Annotated in this window: 20 protein-coding genes; 12 read left to right on the top strand and 8 right to left on the bottom strand. The window is 63.7% G+C overall.

The window, feature by feature from the left end; translation table 11 throughout:
• Window positions 1-3 precede the first annotated feature (3 nt).
• From ACIGJE_RS23360 to ACIGJE_RS23390, 7 genes are all read left to right on the top strand, one after another.
• The gene (locus tag ACIGJE_RS23360; protein WP_311945272.1) at window positions 4-840 is read left to right on the top strand and encodes a cytochrome c oxidase subunit 3; all 837 of its coding nucleotides are present in this window, start codon (window positions 4-6) and stop codon (window positions 838-840) included.
• A 64-nt stretch (window positions 841-904) separates the two neighbouring features.
• A complete protein-coding gene (locus ACIGJE_RS23365; protein ID WP_367626285.1) occupies window positions 905-1,282 on the top strand; it encodes a DUF983 domain-containing protein in 378 nt (125 codons plus the stop codon).
• Entirely contained in the window at window positions 1,279-2,034 is a 756-nt protein-coding gene (locus tag ACIGJE_RS23370) for an SURF1 family protein (protein WP_483678782.1), read from the top strand. The genes ACIGJE_RS23365 and ACIGJE_RS23370 overlap by 4 nt, the downstream gene beginning before the upstream one ends.
• Window positions 2,035-2,285: 251 nt before the next feature.
• Window positions 2,286-3,698: a threonine synthase gene (gene thrC, locus ACIGJE_RS23375; RefSeq protein ID WP_483678784.1), complete on the top strand. Its 1,413-nt coding sequence runs from the start codon at window positions 2,286-2,288 to the stop codon at window positions 3,696-3,698.
• Entirely contained in the window at window positions 3,695-4,954 is a 1,260-nt protein-coding gene (locus ACIGJE_RS23380) for a M16 family metallopeptidase (protein ID WP_483678785.1), read from the top strand. Before thrC ends, ACIGJE_RS23380 begins: the two co-directional genes overlap by 4 nt.
• Before the next feature lie 8 nt (window positions 4,955-4,962).
• The gene (locus ACIGJE_RS23385; RefSeq protein WP_311941391.1) at window positions 4,963-5,550 is read left to right on the top strand and encodes a GNAT family N-acetyltransferase; all 588 of its coding nucleotides are present in this window, start codon (window positions 4,963-4,965) and stop codon (window positions 5,548-5,550) included.
• An 88-nt stretch (window positions 5,551-5,638) separates the two neighbouring features.
• Entirely contained in the window at window positions 5,639-6,031 is a 393-nt protein-coding gene (locus ACIGJE_RS23390; protein WP_415080524.1) for a cupin domain-containing protein, read from the top strand.
• 88 nt (window positions 6,032-6,119) lie between these two features.
• Here the strand turns inward: ACIGJE_RS23390 and galU are convergent, their stop codons facing one another.
• A complete protein-coding gene (galU, locus tag ACIGJE_RS23395) occupies window positions 6,120-6,995 on the bottom strand; it encodes a UTP--glucose-1-phosphate uridylyltransferase GalU (RefSeq protein WP_367626289.1) in 876 nt (291 codons plus the stop codon).
• 391 nt (window positions 6,996-7,386) lie between these two features.
• On the opposite strand from galU, the gene ACIGJE_RS23400 reads away from it, so the two are divergent.
• Window positions 7,387-10,269, top strand: coding sequence for an EAL domain-containing protein (locus ACIGJE_RS23400; RefSeq protein ID WP_415080727.1), 2,883 nt, complete (start codon window positions 7,387-7,389; stop codon window positions 10,267-10,269).
• A gap of 67 nt (window positions 10,270-10,336) precedes the next feature.
• Window positions 10,337-10,957, top strand: a complete 621-nt coding sequence (locus ACIGJE_RS23405; protein WP_367626290.1) for a transposase — start codon at window positions 10,337-10,339, stop codon at window positions 10,955-10,957.
• A gap of 84 nt (window positions 10,958-11,041) precedes the next feature.
• Here ACIGJE_RS23405 and ACIGJE_RS23410 read toward each other — a convergent pair whose 3' ends face one another.
• Window positions 11,042-11,653, bottom strand: a complete 612-nt coding sequence (locus tag ACIGJE_RS23410) for a YqgE/AlgH family protein (RefSeq protein ID WP_105862609.1) — start codon at window positions 11,651-11,653, stop codon at window positions 11,042-11,044.
• 172 nt (window positions 11,654-11,825) lie between these two features.
• Between ACIGJE_RS23410 and ACIGJE_RS23415 the strand changes: the two genes are divergently transcribed.
• The 3 genes from ACIGJE_RS23415 (at window position 11,826) to ACIGJE_RS23425 (ending at window position 13,987) form a co-directional block, all read left to right on the top strand.
• Window positions 11,826-12,665, top strand: a complete 840-nt coding sequence (locus tag ACIGJE_RS23415; RefSeq protein ID WP_415080523.1) for a protein-disulfide reductase DsbD domain-containing protein — start codon at window positions 11,826-11,828, stop codon at window positions 12,663-12,665.
• A 96-nt stretch (window positions 12,666-12,761) separates the two neighbouring features.
• Entirely contained in the window at window positions 12,762-13,244 is a 483-nt protein-coding gene (locus ACIGJE_RS23420; RefSeq protein ID WP_311941411.1) for a peroxiredoxin, read from the top strand.
• 194 nt (window positions 13,245-13,438) lie between these two features.
• A complete protein-coding gene (locus tag ACIGJE_RS23425; RefSeq protein ID WP_415080522.1) occupies window positions 13,439-13,987 on the top strand; it encodes a YcxB family protein in 549 nt (182 codons plus the stop codon).
• A gap of 56 nt (window positions 13,988-14,043) precedes the next feature.
• On the opposite strand, the gene rnhA is transcribed toward ACIGJE_RS23425, so the two are convergent.
• The 6 genes from rnhA to ACIGJE_RS23455 form a co-directional block, all read right to left on the bottom strand.
• Window positions 14,044-14,529, bottom strand: coding sequence for a ribonuclease HI (gene rnhA, locus ACIGJE_RS23430; protein ID WP_311941419.1), 486 nt, complete (start codon window positions 14,527-14,529; stop codon window positions 14,044-14,046).
• On the bottom strand, window positions 14,526-15,491 hold the full coding sequence (locus ACIGJE_RS23435; RefSeq protein ID WP_367626294.1) for a homoserine kinase: 966 nt from the start codon (window positions 15,489-15,491) through the stop codon (window positions 14,526-14,528). The genes rnhA and ACIGJE_RS23435 overlap by 4 nt, the downstream gene beginning before the upstream one ends.
• A complete protein-coding gene (gene ispH / locus ACIGJE_RS23440; RefSeq protein ID WP_367626325.1) occupies window positions 15,491-16,480 on the bottom strand; it encodes a 4-hydroxy-3-methylbut-2-enyl diphosphate reductase in 990 nt (329 codons plus the stop codon). Before ispH ends, ACIGJE_RS23435 begins: the two co-directional genes overlap by 1 nt.
• Before the next feature lie 62 nt (window positions 16,481-16,542).
• Window positions 16,543-17,178, bottom strand: coding sequence for a response regulator transcription factor (locus ACIGJE_RS23445; RefSeq protein ID WP_415080521.1), 636 nt, complete (start codon window positions 17,176-17,178; stop codon window positions 16,543-16,545).
• Between the two features lie 4 nt (window positions 17,179-17,182).
• The gene (locus ACIGJE_RS23450; RefSeq protein WP_311941427.1) at window positions 17,183-18,253 is read right to left on the bottom strand and encodes a sensor histidine kinase; all 1,071 of its coding nucleotides are present in this window, start codon (window positions 18,251-18,253) and stop codon (window positions 17,183-17,185) included.
• A 75-nt stretch (window positions 18,254-18,328) separates the two neighbouring features.
• Window positions 18,329-18,598 carry a hypothetical protein gene (locus ACIGJE_RS23455; RefSeq protein WP_311941430.1) on the bottom strand — a complete coding sequence of 90 codons (270 nt, stop codon included), beginning with the start codon at window positions 18,596-18,598 and terminating at the stop codon, window positions 18,329-18,331.
• Window positions 18,599-18,617: the final 19 nt, after the last annotated feature.

The following is an 18,617-nucleotide window of genomic DNA, read 5'->3' on the forward strand; positions in this document are numbered from 1 at the left end:
GCCATGGCTCAGACCAAGAACCATGATTACCACCTCGTCAATCCGAGCCCGTGGCCGTTCGTCGGCTCGATGGCGGCTTTCATCCTGGCCATCGGCCTGATCACCTGGATGCACAAATATTCCTACGGCCCGCTGGTGTTCGGCGTCGGCCTGATCGGCGTGCTCTACACCATGCTGATGTGGTGGTGGGACGTCATCAAGGAAGCTTCCGAGGGCGATCACACCCCGGTGGTGCAGCTGCATCACCGCTACGGCATGATGCTGTTCATCGCGTCGGAAGTGATGTTCTTCGTCGCCTGGTTCTGGGCCTATTTCGACGTCGCCCTCTTCCCGGGCGATGCCGCCGAGGTCGCTCGTACCACCCTGACGGGAGGCGTCTGGCCGCCCAAGGGCATCGAGACCCTCGATCCCTGGCATTTGCCGCTCCTGAACACGCTGATCCTGCTCACCTCCGGCACCACGGTGACCTGGGCCCATCACGCCCTGCTCGAGGGCGACCAGAAGGGCCTGAAGAACGGCCTGATCCTCACGGTCGTCCTTGGCCTGATCTTCACGCTGTGCCAGGCCTACGAGTATGCCCACGCGCCGTTCTCCTTCTCGGGCCACATCTATGGCTCGACCTTCTTCATGGCGACGGGCTTCCACGGCTTCCATGTGATCGTCGGCACCATCTTCCTGGCGGTCTGCCTGCTGCGCGCCAATCTGGGCCAGTTCACCCAGCGCCATCACCTCGGCTTCGAATTCGCCGCCTGGTACTGGCACTTCGTCGACGTGGTCTGGCTGTTCCTGTTCGCCTGCATCTACATCTGGGGTTACGGTCCCGGCGGCGTGCACGGCTGAGCCGCCTTCATACGATCAACGAGGCGGCCGGGATCACCCGGCCGTTTCCTTTTTGAGGCCCGAGATGCCGCAAGATCACCATTATGCGCCGCTTTCGCCCTTCCAGACCGGCTCGCGCGGCAGATGCCCGCGTTGCGGCCAGGGCAAGCTCTTCGATGGCTTCATCAGCCTCAAGCCGAAATGCAGCGCCTGCGACCTGGACTACAGCTTTGCCGATTCGGGCGACGGGCCGGCCGTGCTGGTCATCCTGGTCGCCGGCTTCATCCTGCTGGGTGCGGCAGTCTATGTCGAATTCACCTTCTCGCCTCCGGTCTGGGTCCACATCGTCCTGTGGCTGCCGCTCTCCCTCGCCGTCTGCCTCGGCCTGCTGCGCTGGATGAAGGGCGTGCTGGTCGCCCTGCAATATACCAACAGGGCGGCCGAAGGCCGGCTGGAAGAATGACGACGGCCGTAGTCTCCTCGCGTCCGCGCTCGCTGGTGGCGCTGACGATCTCGATGCTGGTGATGGGCGCCTTCCTGGTCGGGCTCGGTATCTGGCAGCTCGAACGTCTGCAATGGAAGCTCGGCCTGCTCAAGGAGATTGCCGACCGCACCACCGCGGCTCCCGTTGCTCCGCCCCCCGAAGCCGATTGGCCGCGCCTGACGCGGGATGGCCTCGAATACCGGCATTGGCAGGTCTCGGGAACCTTCGACCATGCCAAGGAGATCCGCTCCTTCACCAACCTGCCCGATGCCAAAGGGCAGTTTCGCGGCGTGGGCTACTGGGTGCTGACACCGCTCATCCGTCCCGACGGTTCCACCATCCTGGTCAATCGCGGCTTCGTGCCCGAGAACGCCAAGGATCCCGCCAGCCGCCAGGCCGGGCAGATCGCCGGTCCCGTCACCATCACCGGCCTCGCCCGCTGGACGGAAGACCGCAATCTCTTCACGCCGGCAGACGATCCTGCCACCGGCAACTGGTTCACGCGCGACATTGCCGGCATTGCCAAGGCCGAGGGGCTGACGCGGGTCGCACCGTTCTTCATCGATGCCGATGCCAGCGCCCCCGGCGGCCTGCCCGAGGGCGGAGAAACCATTCTCACCTTCCCCAACAACCACCTGCAATATGCGCTGACCTGGTTCGGTCTCGCCCTCGGTCTGGTTGGGGTCTACATCGCCTTCGTCCTGCGCCTGAGGCGCAAACCGGCGGGATAAGGACGGCGCCGCTGGGCAAGCAGAATTTCCCGGCGAGGGCCGCGAACGGGTCTCGCCGGGAAATTCTGCAAATATTTGATATCTTGCAGTTTCCCGTTGATCGGGCCTGTGGTCCGATCAACGGGAAACTGCATGGGAGGCGGCGATACGCGCCTTGCCCGTCGGGCCCGGGCGGATTACAGGATGAAGACTGTGTTCCGGGACGGCGCGGCCGGCATTGGCGGCGCTTCCGGCACCGAAAGGATAGAACCGTGCACTATGTCTCCACGCGGGGCGAAGCTCCCGTCCTCGGCTTTTGCGATGCCCTCCTCGCCGGCCTTGCCCGCGACGGCGGCCTCTATGTGCCGCAGCATTGGCCGGTTCTGTCCCACGCCCAGATCGCCTCGTTTGCGGGTAAATCCTATTGGCAGGTGGCCGAGGCGGTGATCGCGCCCTTCGTCGGCGACGAGATCGAGCCGGCGGCCCTGCGCCACATGATCCAGGAGGCCTATGCCGGCTTCGGCCATCCGGCCGTCGCGCCGCTGGTGCAGATCGGCGACAATCTGTTCGTGCAGGAGCTGTTCCACGGCCCCACCCTCGCCTTCAAGGACGTGGCGATGCAGTTGCTCGCCCGGCTGATGGATCATGCCCTGAAGGCGCGCAACAAGCGCGCCACCATCGTCGGCGCCACCTCGGGCGATACCGGCAGTGCCGCCATCGAGGCCTTCCGTGGCCTCGAACAGGTCGATATCGTCATCCTCTATCCCCATGGCCGCGTCTCCGAGGTGCAGCGCCGGCAAATGACCACGGTGGACGCCCCCAACGTGCATGCCGTGGCGCTGGAGGGCAATTTCGACGATTGCCAGGCGCAGCTGAAGGCGATGTTCAACCATCTCGAATTCCGCGACGAGATCGGCCTGTCGGGCGTCAACTCCATCAACTGGGCTCGTATCGTCGCCCAGATCGTTTATTACTTCACCGCCGCGGTGGCCCTGGGCGCGCCGCATCGCAAAGTGTCGTTCTCGGTGCCCACGGGCAATTTCGGCGACATTTTCGCCGGCTATGTCGCCAAGCGCATGGGCCTGCCGATCGAGCGGCTCCTGATCGCCACCAATGTCAATGACATCCTGGCGCGCACCATCGCGACCGGCGTCTATGAGGCGCGCGGCGTGAAGGAGACGTCTTCTCCCTCGATGGACATCCAGGTCTCCTCCAATTTCGAACGCCTGCTCTTCGACGCCTATCGCCGCGATGCCGGTCAGATCCGCCGCCTGATGGGCAATCTCGCCCAATCCGGTGCCTTCGAGATCGACGAGGGCGCCTATGAGGCCATTCGGTCGGAGTTCGACGCCGAGCGCGCCGACGAGAAGGAAGTCGCCAAGACGATCGGCATGATCTGGCGCAATGCCGGCTATCTCCTGGACCCCCACACGGCCGTCGGCGTGATGGCGGCGTGGAAGGCCGAACCCGATCGCCGCGTGCCGATGGTCGTGCTCGGCACGGCTCATCCCGCCAAGTTCCCCGCTGCGGTCAAGGATGCCTCCGGCATCGAACCCAAGCTGCCGGATGCCCTCGCCGATCTCTATGAGCGGCCCGAGCGTTTTACCGTCCTTCCCAATGACCTCGGGGTCTTGGAGGCCTTCGTCCGCAAGCATTCCCGCGCGGCCCAGGGTGCTGCGGCATGAGCGTCGAGGTTACCCGCCTCCCTTCCGGGCTGACCGTCGTCACCGACGCGATGAGCCATCTGGAAACCGCTTCGCTCGGTGTCTTTGCCGGCGCCGGCGCCCGTTCGGAGGGCGAGAAGGAGCACGGCCTTGCCCATCTGCTCGAGCATATGGCGTTCAAGGGCACGCGGACCCGTGACGCCAAGCGCATCGCCGAGGAGATCGAAAGCGCCGGCGGTGAACTCAATGCCGCGACATCGGGCGAGCAGACGGCCTATTATGCCCGCGTGCTGAAGGAAGATGTCGGCCTGGGCTTCGACATCCTGGCCGACATCCTCACCCAGTCCGTCTTCGATACCGATGAACTGACGCGGGAGAAGAATGTCATCCTGCAGGAGATCAGCGCCGTCGAGGACACGCCGGACGATCTGGTCTTCGACATGTTCAACCAGGCCGCCTTTCCGCATCAGCCCCTCGGCCGCCCCATTCTCGGCACGCCCGAGACGGTGATGTCGTTCGACCGCAAGGCGATCCAGAGCTATCTCGACACCCATTACCGGGCCGGACGCATGGTGGTCGCTGCCGCCGGCGCAGTCGAGCATGATCGCGTCGTCGAGGAGGCAGGCCGCCTTTTCGCCCATCTGCCAGGGGGCAGCGGCCCCGAACCGGCTTCGGCCGTCTATCGTGGCGGCGAAGACGTGATGGAGACCGATCACGAGCAGGCCAATGTGCTGATCGGCTTTGCCGGCCGTTCCTACAAGGATGCCCTCAGCCCGGCTCTCGGCATCTTCACCAATCTGGTCGGCGGCGGCATGTCCTCGCGCCTGTTCCAGGAGGTGCGCGAAAAACGCGGCCTATGCTATTCAGTCTATGCCTTTCAGTGGGGCTATGCCGATACCGGCATTTTCGGCATATCCGCCGGCGCCGGCGCCGACGAGCTGCACGATCTCGTCCCGGTGATCCTGGATACCGTGGCTGCCGCCGCCTCGTCCCCCACAGAGGCCGAAATCGCCCGCGCCAAGGCGCAGATGAAGGCGGGCCTTCTGATGGCGCTCGAATCCTCGGCCATGCGTGCCGAGCAGATGGCGCGCCACATGCTGATCTGGGGCCGCCCCCTACCGCCGGCCGAATTGATTGCCAAGATCGATGCGGTCACCGCCGAGGACGTGCGCCAGGCCGGCGCGGCCGTGCTGGCGTCGCCGCCGACCCTGGCCGCCCTCGGACCGGTCAAAAAACTGCCCCGTCTCGACAAGATCCGCACCCATCTGGCGGCATGAGGCGGTGAATGTCCTTCCTGCGCCCCTTCTCCTTCGCCGACGTCGTACCGCCGGTCCGTGGCGAGAAGGTCGAGCTGCGCGCCCCGGAAATGCGCGATTTCGAGGCCTGGGCTGCCCTGCGTGGCGCAAGCCGGGAATTCCTGCGCCCCTGGGAGCCGACCTGGCCACCCAATGATCTGACACGCCCGGCCTTTCGGGCCCGGATCAAGCGCTATGGCCAGGATGCGAGGGCCGACGCCGCCTATCCCTTCTTCGTCTTCCGCTCCGATAACGGCGCGCTGGTCGGCGGCCTCACGCTCGGCCAGATCCGCCGCGGCGTGGCGCAGACCGGTTCGCTCGGCTATTGGATGGGTCAGGCTCATGCCGGCCAGGGCCTGATGAGCGACGCCGTGCGGGCTTTGCTGCCCTATGCCTTCGGCACGCTGCGCCTGCGCCGGGTGGAAGCCGCCTGCCTGCCGGAGAACGGCCCTTCGATCCGGCTCCTGGAGCGTGTCGGCTTCATCCGAGAGGGCTATGCCCGCTCCTATCTGTGCATCGCCGGCGCCTGGCGCGACCATCTGCTCTACGCCATTCTCTCCAGCGACGAGATCCGTTGAGGCTTTCCAGGGTGAGAAGCGTTGGCTTCACCAGGCGCTCCCGGAGGGCAGGAACGTAAATTCACAGCATCACCGCGCGGAGGGCACCATGATTGGGGAAACTCAACTTGTCATCACCCGGGCAGAGGAGCGGCCACGGGAAGCCTGGGAGGATCCCACCAAGGGGAGCGTGGCCTGGCACACCTTGATCAGCGCGGATATCACGCCGACCGACAGCCTCAGTGCTGGAATCGCCGTCCTGCCGCCCGGCGGCACCAATCCGCCGCACCGCCATGCCGAAGCAGAGCTCTATCTCATCCTGGAAGGCAGCGGCGTGCTCACGGTCGATGGCGCGGAAAGCCCCGTCGGCAAGGGAGCGGCTATCTTCATTCCCGGCAATGCCTGGCACGCGCTGCGCAACGAAGGCGACGCCGAGCTCCGGCTCTTCTATGTCTTCCCGACCGGACGCTTTTCCGACGTGGTCTACGAGTTTCCCGGTTGAGCCCGAACGTCGCGGCCCGAAGGCGCATTGCCATGTCCGCGCCCAGAAAAATGGCCCGGTTTCCCGGGCCATTTCATCCAGAACCTTGTCAGCCCAGCAGGGCCTTCAACTCGGCCCTCAGTTCGTCACCGAGGCCCTCGCGTTCCAGCGCATAGGCGACATTGGCGGTCAGGAAGCCGATCTTCATGCCGGTGTCGTAGATGCGGCCCTTGAACACCGAGCCGTAGAATTTCTGCCCCTGGGCGAGCTTGAGCATGGAATCGGTGAGCTGGATCTCGCCGCCCGCGCCGCGTTCCTGCTTTTCCAGGAGATCGAAGATCTCCGGCTGCAGGATGTAGCGGCCGGAGACCGCCAGATTGGAGGGCGCCGTGCCCTTCTTGGGCTTTTCGACCATCTGGGTGATCTCGAAGGCATTGCCGCCGACGCTTTCGCCCTTGCCGACGATGCCATATTGATGGGTCTGGTCTTCCGGCGCCTCGAACACGGCGATGTGGTTGCCGCCGACCTTGTCATAGGCATCGACCATCTCCGCAAGGCACCCCTTGCCCTTGCCGTGATGCAGCATGTCGGGCAGCAGCAGGGCGAAAGGCTCGCGCCCGACGATCTCCCGCGCGCACCAGACGGCATGGCCGAGGCCGAGCGGGGCCTGCTGGCGCGTGAAGCTGGTCTGGCCCGCTGCCGGCAGCGAACGCTGCAATTCCTCATAGGCTTCCATCTTGCCGCGCTCCTTGAGCGTGGCGTCGAGTTCATAAGCGATATCGAAATGATCCTCGATCACGCCCTTGTTGCGGCCGGTCACGAAGATGAAGTGCTCGATGCCGGCTTCGCGGGCTTCGTCCACCACGTGCTGGATGACAGGCTTGTCCACCACGGTGAGCATCTCCTTGGGCACCGACTTCGTGGCAGGCAGAAAGCGCGTGCCGAGGCCGGCGACGGGAAATACAGCTTTGCGAATGCGCGTCATAGGAATCCTTTGATCGGTGCCCTTGGGGAAGGTTGGTTGTTCTTATTGCCCCCTCGGATGAAGGAACGGTTTATGCAAGCCTACTCAGAGTCTGGCCCTGCAGCAATCTCAGCCTTGCCAGCTTTGAACGTCAAAAATGAGGTCACGGCGAAATCGCCGGTAACACCCGGCCTACACCGGCTCGGCTTGCACGATGATGACGCTGGACGGAGCTGCGGGCACTCAATCTCTATTCCGCCAACAGGAATCCGACCGGGGCAGCTTGCCCAATTTCGCATTGCTGGCTACTGCTTCTCGACACAATTGAGTGGCAGGTGGGCAGGCCCTTCGAAGTGAGATGAACCAGGACCGTCGCAAGGGGGCGCCGGGAAGCCTGGCTGGAGATCGTATGTTGCAGTTCATTCGCGTCGTCGCAGCCTCCATGGTCATGATGCTCGTCATGGCAATGGTCGGCGGCGTTGCGCATGCCCTGGAGCCGGTGGACGTCAACGGCGAGGTCGACGCCATCGATCTCCTGCCCGCTGTCGAAAGCTATTCCAGCCAGGGCGACCGCATCCAGATCCAGACCGCCCCGGGCGCCGACGGCATCGTGCGCCGCATCGAAGTGCGTTCGAAGCAGCCGGGAACCAATCCGCACTGGATCGTGTTCGCCCTCGCCAACACCACCGACGAGCAGATCGACCGCATCGTGGTGGCACCGCATTTCCGCCTGGTCGGTTCCGGCCTGGTCTGGCCGGATCTCGGTGCCTCCCGCATCGCGGAAATCACGCCCAGCCAGGGCTTCCAGCCCGAGCGGCAGGAGGATGACGACGCCGATGTCTTCCGGGTGACGCTCGATCCGGGCTCGCGCGTGACCTTCGTGGCCGAATTGCGCACCTCCAAGCTGCCCCAGCTCTTCCTGTGGGATCCCGACGCCTACAAGGACAAGGTCAACTCGCTCACCCTCTACAAGGGTATCGTGCTCGGCATTGCCGGCCTGCTCGCTTTGTTTCTCACCATCGCCTTCGTGGTGAAGGGCACGGCGATGTTTCCAGCCGCCGCGGCGCTGGCCTGGGCGGTGCTGGCCTATCTCGCCATCGATTTCGGCTTCCTGCACAAATTCCTCGCCATTCCCCCGGATGGAGACAGGGTGTGGCGCGCGGGCGCGGAAGCGGTGTTCTCGGCGACGCTCCTGGTCTTCCTGTTCGCCTATCTCAATCTCAACCGCTGGCATGTGCGCTATTCCGTGGTCTCGGCGCTCTGGCTCACCGCCCTTGCCGCCCTCGTCGGCCTTGCGGTGATCAACGCCCCCGTCGCCGCCGGCGTCGCCCGCATTTCCATCGCCACTCTGGCCGTCGTCGGCCTCTTGATCATCCTGCTGCTGGCCTTCTACGGCTATGACCGGGCCGTGATGCTGATACCCACCTGGACGTTGCTGCTCGGCTGGGTGGCGGCGGCGGGATTGACCATCATGGGCCATCTCACCAACGACCTGGTGCAGCCGGCCCTCACCGGCGGCCTGGTGCTGGTGGTGATGCTGATCGGCTTCACGGTGATGCAACACGCCTTTGCCGGCAGTGCCTTCGCACCCGGCCTGATGACCGATACCGAACGCAAGGCCCTCGCCCTCACCGGCTCCGGCGACGTGGTCTGGGACTGGGACGTGCCGGCCGATCGCATCTATGTCAGCCCCGAGGCCGACCAGTTGCTCGGCGTTGCCCCCGGCGCCCTCGACGGGCCTGCCGCCGAATGGCTCGAGCTCGTCCATATCTTCGACCGCGACCGCTTCCGTACTGCTCTCGACGCGGTGATCGACCAGCGCCGCGGCCGCGTCAGCCTGGATTTCCGCATCCGGGCCGCCGACGGCCATTATATGTGGCTCAACCTCAAGGCCCGGCCCGTGGTGGGCTCGGACGGCGAAGTGGTACGCTGCGTCGGCACCGTCTCCGATGTCACCGAACAGAAGACGGCCGAGGAGCGCCTGCTGCACGATGCCGTCAGGGACAATCTGACCGGCCTGCCCAACCGGGAGCTGTTCACCGATCGGCTGGAAGCGGCGTTGGTCCAGGCCAAGCAGGACGGCACCACCAAGCCGACGGTACTGATCCTCGATCTCGACCGCTACAAGCAGGTCAACGACGCCGTCGGCCATTCCGTCGGCGATTCGATCCTGCTGACGGTGTCGCGCCGCCTCTCGCGCCTGATGAAGCCCCGCGACAGCGTCTGTCGCATCTTCGGCGATCAGTTCGGCGTGCTTCTGCTGTCGGAACCCGATCCGGAACGGATCTCGGCCTTCGCCGAGTCGATCCGTCGCTCGCTGCGCGCCCCCATCGCCGTGGCCGACCGCGAGATCTTCCTCACCGCCTCGGTCGGCGTGGCGATGTACGATCCCCAGGCCCCGGTCAAGGCGGACGAACTGATCAAGGACGCCGAGATCGCCATGTACAACGCCAAGAAGATCGGCGGCGATCGCATCGAGATCTTCCGGTCGGCCATGCGGGTCGAGCGGCCGGACCGCTCCTCCCTGGAGGCCGACCTCAGAAGGGCGATCGAACGCGACGAGCTCAAGGTGCTGTTCCAGCCGGTGGTACGCCTGCAGGATCGCACCATTGCCGGCTTCGAGGCGATCGTGCGCTGGGAGCATCCCAAGCTCGGCCGCCTGCCGCCGGGCGAATTCAACGCCATGGCCGAGGAGACGGGGCTGATCGTCGATGTCGGCCTGTTCGTGCTCGACCGCACCGCCCGCCAGCTGTCGATCTGGCAGCGCCTCGTCGAGGTCGAGCCGCCCTTGTTCGGCATGGTCAACATCTCCAGCCGGCAATTGCTGCGCCAGGACCTCGTCCAGGACATCAAGGCGGTGATGGCGCGGGCCGGCATCGAGCGCGGTTCGCTCAAGCTCGAGGTCTCCGAGAGCCTGGTGATGGAAAATCCCGAATATGCCGCGCAGATCCTGGCCCAGCTCAGCGATCTCGGCGTCGGCCTGGCCATGGACGGCTTCGGCACCGGCTATTCCAGCCTGTCCTACCTCCAACGCTTCCCCTTCGACATGCTCAAGATCGATCCGAGCTTCGTCAAGGAAGGCGAGCGCGGCCGGCCGGTGATCCTGCGCTCGATCATCGCCATGGCGGGCGACCTCGGCATGGAGATCATCGCCGACGGTGCCGAGGCCGATAGCGATGCCGCCGAACTCGGTGAGCTCGGCTGCCAGTTCGCCCAGGGCGAGGCCTTCGGCGATCCCGTCACGGCGGAGGAAGCCCGCAGGCTGATCGCCGGCCCGGTGCGGCTGCGGGCGTGACCTGGAGCGCGGACATCCTGTCCGCTCTTGAAACCTGCCCCTTGCAGGACGTTTCGAGGGAACCGCCATGGTGGAGAAGAAACACCCGCTGCGGCCACAAGTGGAGTGGCATTCCCGAGGATATCTCCCGCATTGGGAAGCTGGCGAGCATCCACAAAGCATCACCTTCCGTCTCGCGGATTCCCTGCCTAGCGAGCTGCTGAGCCGTTGGGCGCGGGATCTGAAGGAGTCCGACCCCGAACTCGATTCAACCGAGCAGCGCCGGCGCTATGAGGAAGCGCTTGACAAGGGCCATGGGGAAGCTTTGCTCGCGCAGCCCGATGCCGGCTCGATCGTGCAAGCAGCTCTGCTTCATTTCGATGGGGTACGATATCGTCTCCACGCCTGGAGCATCATGCCCAACCACGTTCATGTACTCGCCACACCGCTTGTACCGCATGCGCTATCGGCCATCATTCACTCGTGGAAATCTTTTACGGCACTTCAGATCAATCGCGCCTTAGGACGGCAGGGAATGCTGTGGTTTCCTGAATATTTTGATCGTCGGATCAGAGATGAGGGCCACTTTCAACGCGCGCTTTACTACATCGAGACCAATGCGGTAAGCGCCGGTTTGTGTGCCCGGGCCGAGGACTGGCCTCATTCGAGTGCAGCGTGCATAAGGGGAAGTAATGAAGTCGAGTTGTGAGGCACGACCAAAGACGTTCGGCAATCACAGATTTAGTGGAACCGATTGAGGATCAAGAGCGGACAGGATGTCCGCGCTCCTCGCCTACGCGTGCCCCGCATCCCGCGAGAACAGGCCGGGCTCGATGCCAAGCTTGCGCAGCGCCCGCGTATATTTGGTGTCGACCTGGTCGTCGAACAGCAGCCCCGGATCGGCATCGCAATGCAGCCAGCCATTGGCCTGGATCTCGCGCTCGAGCTGCCCGGCGCCCCAGCCGGCATAGCCCAGCGCCAACAAGGCCTGTTCCGGCCCCTCGCCGATGGCGATGCTGCGCAGAATGTCGAGCGTCGCGGTCAGGCAGATATTGTCTTCGATCGGCATGGTCGAATTGTCGATGAAGACATCGTTGGTATGGAGCACGAATCCCCTGCCGGATTCGACCGGGCCGCCATTGACGATGCGGATCGGCGCGCCCCTCGGTTGACGCATGTCCGAGACGCCGTCAATGACGCCGAGCTGCTTGAGGAGGTCGGGAAAGCGGATATTCTTGGCCGGCTGGTTGACTACGATGCCCATGGCACCGTCGGACGAATGCGCACAGATATAGATCACCGTGCGCGCGAAGCGCTCATCCTGCATGGACGGCGTAGCCACGAGCATCTTGCCGTCCAGGAAACCGCCGGATGAATCGCTGCCAAATGGAATGTACCCTGTCATGGACATGATCGTGCCGCATCGTATCGGCTTTGTTAAGGCATAAATTTGGCCAACCTTGGCGAAGCGCCGACGGTAGGCTTCACAAGAGTGTCACGCCTTCGTGCATGGCGCTATTGACCATTCGCAGTTATCCGTCTGCCGAGACCCTTGTTTGGAGCCGCAAGCTATCCGAATGTCCAGCCGTCCTGTCCTTGCCATACTCGCCGGGTGCCTCGCCTTGTGTGCCCTGCCGGCCCTGGCCGGCTCCCCCAGCCAGTCCGATCCAAATCAGGCGGACCCGCACGCCGTCATCCAGCTGCTTGCCGGCCAGGCACATCCGGAAGGCCTGGCAGGCCTGGAGATCCAGCTCGCGCCGGGCTGGAAGACCTATTGGCGCAATCCGGGCGATGCCGGCATTCCTCCGACTTTCGACTGGTCCAAGTCGGAGAATCTGCGCGAAGTGACGGTGCTCTGGCCGGCGCCGAGCCGCTACGACCAGGAGGGCGCATCGTCGGCCGTCTATCACGATCAGGTCGTGCTGCCCCTCAAGATCAGCGCGATCGATCCGTCCAAGCCCGTCAAGCTGGCACTCGGCCTCGACTATGCCGCCTGCAAGACGATCTGCGTCCCGGCCAAGGGCAGCGCCGACGTCGTCCTCTCCCCGGGCGCGGTGACGGGAGGGGAAGGCAGCGCCGAGATCGCACAGGCCCTGAAGAAAGTACCGGTATCGCAAGAGATCGGCGCCACGGCTCCCCTCGCCATCAAGCAGATCCGCCTGGACACCGCGACCAATCCGGCTCGCCTGACCATCGATGTCAGCACCCCCTCCGCCTCCGCCCTGTTCGTCGAAGGGCCGATGAAGTGGTACCTGCCGATGCCGGAGCCGGCCGACAAGGCGGACAAGGCCAATCCCCAGAGCTTCGTGCTGCCGCTCGAGGGACTGCCCAAAGGCGCGACCCTCGCCGGAAACGAACTGCGCTTCACGCTCTCGACTGGCGAGGCCGGCGTCGAAAGCCTATATCGGTTGCCGTAGACTCTCGTCATGGCTACTGACCGGCCATCCCGATCGCGCGCAGGCGCAAGGGGTGACAGGGCAGCGTTCGCCATGGCGTCACCAATGGAGATATCAGTGACGATCAAGCCCGGCGACAAACTCCCCGATGTGACGTTCCGCGCGGTGACGCAGGACATGCCCGAACCCAAGAGCACGGCCGACGTCTTCGGCGGCAAGAAGGTGGTGCTGTTCGCCGTTCCCGGCGCCTTCACCCCCACCTGCCACCGCAACCATCTGCCGGGCTATCTGGAACATTACGATGCCTTCAAGGCCAAGGGCGTGGACACGGTGGCCGTGACGGCCGTCAACGACGCCTTCGTCATGCAGGCCTGGGCCAAGGCCACGGGCGGCCTGGGCAAGATCGAATTCCTCGCCGATGGCAGCGGCGATTTCGCCAAGGCGATCGGCATGGAGCTCGATCGCGTCGCCGCGGGCCTGGGCGTGCGCTCGCAGCGCTATGCCATGCTGGTGGAAGATGGCGTCGTGAAGGTCCTCAACCTCGACGATGGCGGCAAGCTCGACATTTCCGGCGCCGACACGCTGCTCAAGGCGCTCTGATTAGGAGGGCTGGTCTTCGGACCAGCCCCTTTCATACGACCTGGCTTGATCATGCCATGAGCAAGAACGGTCGGCGTCCAAACGGGCTATCCCGGGAGTTTGGCAACAAATTCCAGAGAGGTGAATCAGATCAACGCTCTGCTACCATACATTCTGAGGAGTGTTAGATTCGCTCCATATGGCATGGGTTATCAATGAGCGATATCCAGAGATCTGTTGAATTAGACGTCACCAAAGATGAGTTTAAATCTTTCGCGAGGTTGATTTATAGATATCACCTTAGAAGATTTTGGTTTAAGTCTAACTTAATATTAGCGATTTGGCTCACCGCCCTTTTTGCCACCCAACTTCCCGATGTCAAATGGTCATTTGGACTAACATCCAGTCAAGTTCTATGCGTTACATTAGCGTTAATCGCTTTTTTGTGGCCAATTTTAAACTACCTAATATTTATACCAATTGCTGTAGATAAAGAATACAAATATAGAAAGGATTTAAAATCTACCTGTTCGATGTCATGGTCCGAAGACGGTATTAAAACAACTTCCGATCGTGGATCATGGATCACATACTGGAGTGATTACATCGGATGGATGGATAACAAGAAAGTGACGGTATTCTTCATGTCACCTAATATGAGAACCGTGATTCCAAAAAGAATATTTTCCAATGAAACTCAACTGAATGATTTTCGTCAGTGCCTTGTTAATGTCCTAGGAAATCGGCAAGGGCTGCGACCATAGAGCTTGGAAAACGGGTACACCCTTGCGTCTTGAGCGCGCACGTAGTCCCCAGCATCTCACGACAGCGCCGCCGCCCTGTCCCGCTTTTCCTGCTGATAGGGCGCCATGCCCTCGCGCGCCAGCCGGTCGGCCTCCTCGTTGAGCGGGTGGCCGGCATGGCCCTTCACCCAATGGAACTCGACGTCATGGCGCTCCAGCGCCGCGTCGAGGCGGCGCCAAAGGTCCTCGTTCTTCACCGGCTTCTTGTCGGCGGTGCGCCAGCCATTGCGCTTCCAGCCATGGATCCAGCCGGTGATGCCGTTCTTGACATATTGGCTGTCCGTATGCAGGTCGACAGCACAGCCGCGCGTCAAAGCTTCCAGCCCCTCGATCGCCGCCTGCAGTTCCATGCGGTTGTTGGTGGTCTCCAGAGCACCGCCGCACAAGGTCTTGCGATGCTCGCCGAACATCAGGATGGCACCCCAACCGCCGGGGCCGGGATTGCCCGAGCAGGCGCCATCGGTATAGAGCGTCACCCGCTTTGCCGTCCCTTGGACCGTCATAGGTCGAACCCGTATTCGGCCGGGCTGGCGACGCGCTGGTGGAAGCGCAGCTTCTTCCAATATTCCAGCGGATCCTTCGGCTTCACCAGGGCGCCGGGCGGCACGTTGAGCCAGTCGACCAGGCGCGTCAGCATGAAGCGCAGCGCCGAGCCCCGGGCCAGCACCGGCATGGCTGCCATCTCGGCGTCCGAGAGCGGCCTGACGGCGCGATAGCCGGCCAGGAGCGCCCTGCCCTTGGTGGCGTTGTAGGCGTGGTCGGGCTCGAAGCACCAGGCATTCAGGCAGATCGCGACGTCATAGGCGAGAATGTCGGTGCAGGCGAAATAGAAGTCGATCAGGCCCGAAAGCCGCCCGTTCAGGAAGAAGACATTGTCGGGGAAGAGGTCGGCGTGGATGACGCCCGTCGGCAAGCCTTGCGGCCAATGGGCGCGATGAAAGGCGAGTTCCTCGGCGATGGCGGCATCGAGCCCGGCCTGCACGCTGTCGGCCCGGCCATCCGCCTGACTGTAGAGCGTCTCCCAGCCGGCGAGAGACAAGGCGTTGGGCCGCTCCATCGGAAAGCCCAGCGTGGCATTGTGCATGGCGGCGAGCGCGCGGCCGACGGCACCGCAATGCTCGACATTCGGTTTCTTGATCCAGACGCCTTCCAGGAAGCTGATCAGCGCGGCAGGCCGCCCGGCGAGTTCCCCCAGCACCTTGCCGTTCCGCCGCCGGATCGGGGTCGGGCAGGTCACGCCGCTTGCGGAAAGATGCTCCATCAGGGCCATGAAGAAGGGCAGGTCATCCCGCCTCACCCGCTTTTCATAGAGGGTGAGGATATAGGCGCCCTTTTCGGTGCGCAGGATGTAATTGGTGTTCTCGACGCCCTCGGCGATGCCCTTGCAGGCCAGTACCCCACCGATATCGTATTCGGCGACGAAACAGGCGAGATCCTCGTCATTGACTTCGGTGTAAACAGCCATCAGCGGGCAACATCTTCTGCAATTTTGCGCATGTCGTTCTCCCTCAGATCCTTCGGCAGCGGGAAGAACACGCTTTCATCGGCGGTCGAGACCGTCTCCACGGTGATGGCATAGCGCTCCGCAAAGGCGTCGAGGATTTCCTCGACCAGGATTTCCGGTGCAGAGGCGCCGGCGGCGACACCCAGGGACTTCAATGCACCGAACCGGTTCCAGTCGATATCGGAGGCGCGCTGCACCAGTTCCGAGATGAGGCAGCCCGAGCGCTCGGCCACTTCGCGCAGGCGCTGCGAATTGGAGGAGTTCGGCGCACCGACCACGATGAAGGCCTCCACCCGCGGCGCCACCGCCTTGACCGCTTCCTGGCGATTGGTGGTGGCGTAGCAGATGTCTTCCTTGTGGGGCCCGACGATCGAGGGGAAACGGACCTTCAGCGCCTCAACGATGTCGCGCGTATCGTCGACCGACAACGTGGTTTGCGTCACATAGGCAAGCGCATCCGGATTGGACGGCGTGAAAGCCGCGACATCGGCAACCGTCTCGATCAGGCTGACGGCGCCGTCCGGCAGCTGCCCCATCGTGCCGATGACCTCGGGATGACCCCGATGCCCGACCAGCACGATCTCGCGCCCGCGCTTGTGGTGGATCTCGGCCTCGCGATGCACCTTGGTCACCAGCGGGCAGGTGGCGTCGATGGCAAACAGATTGCGGCTTGCGGCGGCTGACGGCACCGATTTGGCGACGCCATGGGCCGAAAAGATCACCGGCGCACGCGTCTCGGGCACCTCGTCGAGCTCCTCGACGAAGATCGCGCCCTTCGACTTGAGATTCTCGACCACATATTTGTTGTGCACGATCTCATGGCGCACATAGACCGGCGGGCCATAGATCTTCAAGGCCTGCTCGACGGCGTCGATCGCCCGCACCACCCCGGCGCAGAAACCGCGGGGCGAGCAGAGCAGAATGGTGAGGGCGGGTTTTTCAGCAATCATCTCGGCCCGGATATGGGGCTGAGCCGCAAGGCCCGTCAAGCGCTTTGGCGACATCGCCGTCGCTATCCCCGCCCTGCCGGCTTGGCGGGCAGCCCGAGGCGGTCCGCCATGCGGATGAGATCGGCCAGCGTATTGGCCTGCATCTTGCGCATGACCTGGCCGCGATGGATCTTCACGGTGATCTCGCTCAGTTCCAGTTCGGCGGCCGTCTGTTTGTTGAGAAGCCCCTGCACCACCAGCGCCATCACCTCCTGCTGGCGCGGTGACAGGGCGGCGTAGCGGTTGCGCAGATCCTCCCCCAGGGCCGTCTCGACACTCTCCGCGCGGCTTTTTTCCAGGCACGCCGCCACGGCATCGAGAAGATCCTGCTCGCGGAAGGGTTTGAGCAGGAATTCCATGGCTCCGGCCTTGATGGCCCGCACCGACATCGGCACGTCGCCATGACCGGTGAGGAAGACGATCGGAATGGCATCTCCTGCGCCGGCCAGTTCGGTCTGGAAGTCGAGCCCGCTCTGTCCCGGCATGCGCACGTCGAGCACCAGGCAGGACGCTCCCTCCGAGCGCCGACACTGCATGAACTCGCGGGGCGAGGCGAAGCAGCGGACGCGATAGCCGACCGATCTCAGCAAGCTGTCCAGCCCATCCCTGACCATGGGATCGTCATCCACCACATAGACGGTCGCGATTTCTTCCGACATGGGTCTAATCCTTGCGTCCGCGCTCTCGCGCCAGCGGCAGCGTGAAGCGAAAAATGCTGCCGTGCGGCATAGCGGCCCGGGCCTCTATACTCCCGCCATGCGCCTCGACGATGGAACGGCTGATGGCCAATCCAATGCCCATACCGTCCTCCTTGGTGGTAAAAAAGGGATCGAAGACATGCTCTATCGCCTGTGGCGACAGGCCAGGGCCGGTATCGGTGACGGCAATGGTGACCTCCCTGTCGTCGGCTGAGGTGTTGACCGTTATCTCCCGGTTTCCCTGTTTCGTTTCCACCGCCGCCTCGACGGCATTGGCGACGAGGTTGAGCAGGACCTGCTGCAATTGAACCCGATCGCCCATCACCGGCAGCAGGCCATGCAGCAATTCGGTCCGCAGCAGGATGGCATTCGCACGCAGCTTGCCCCGCATCAGGGCCAATGTCTCGTCGATCACTTCGACCATGTCGACGGGTTCGCGCGAGGGCGGGGCGCGGCGTACCAGGCGGCGCACCCGCTCCACCACCTCGCCAGCCCGTTCGGCGGCTTCCACGATCCGATTGAGGGCATGCCGAGCCTCGTCCTGATTGGGGGGCGAGGCGGAAAGCCAGCGCAGCGCGGCATTGCTGCTGGCACCGATGGCGGCCAGGGGCTGACTGACCTCATGAGCAATGGAGGCGGTGAGCTCGCCCAGCATGGTGATGCGCGAGATACGGGCAAGGTCGGCCTCGGCACGGCGCACGGCGAGATCGGCAAGCTCGATCCGGATGGCAAGATAGGTGGTCGCGCCGATAGCCACCAGGCTGAGGGAGCTGTTGGCGATACCCGCCTCGGTATCGCCCCTCACCGTCATGAAGAAGCTGAGCACGGTCAGGAGGCTGCAGGCCAATCCGACGATCAGCACGGTCCGCGGCCGCCCCGTCCACACCGAGATCAGCACCACGACGACATGCAGCACGGCAACGGCGATTTCCAGATCGGTGACGGTGTCCGCCACGAAAATGAGCAAGGCCAGCCCGGCCATGGCGAGCCACAGCAGCGGCATGTCGATGGTCGATCCCAGGCGTTCGCGTTTCACCAACTGCGTTCCCCGTCATGGAAGGGCTGTCCCACATCCTTGCCGCCATCCACGCCAAGCCTGCGAGCGCGTCCCTCAGGCGCGATGGCGGGAATACCGCCGCAGATGTCGGCGCAACAGCACCACGCCCACCTTGTTGAGGCCTGCGGCCATGCGAAGCAAGCCTTGCGTCTCCGGCGGCAGCAATTGCCTGCGAAGGAAAAGGCGGCGCGTGAGCCAGGACAGGCCGTCGGCGCCCGACAGGACGAGGCCGATGGCGAGCAACGATGCCCTGTTTTCGACCCGGCCGCCCGCCTTCTGCAGCGCGATGATGGTCCGCGCGAGTTCTTGATTGTCCCGGAGCATGTTTCACCTGCCTTCGCCA

The organism is Labrys sp. E2SS-1L, from assembly GCF_057073705.1.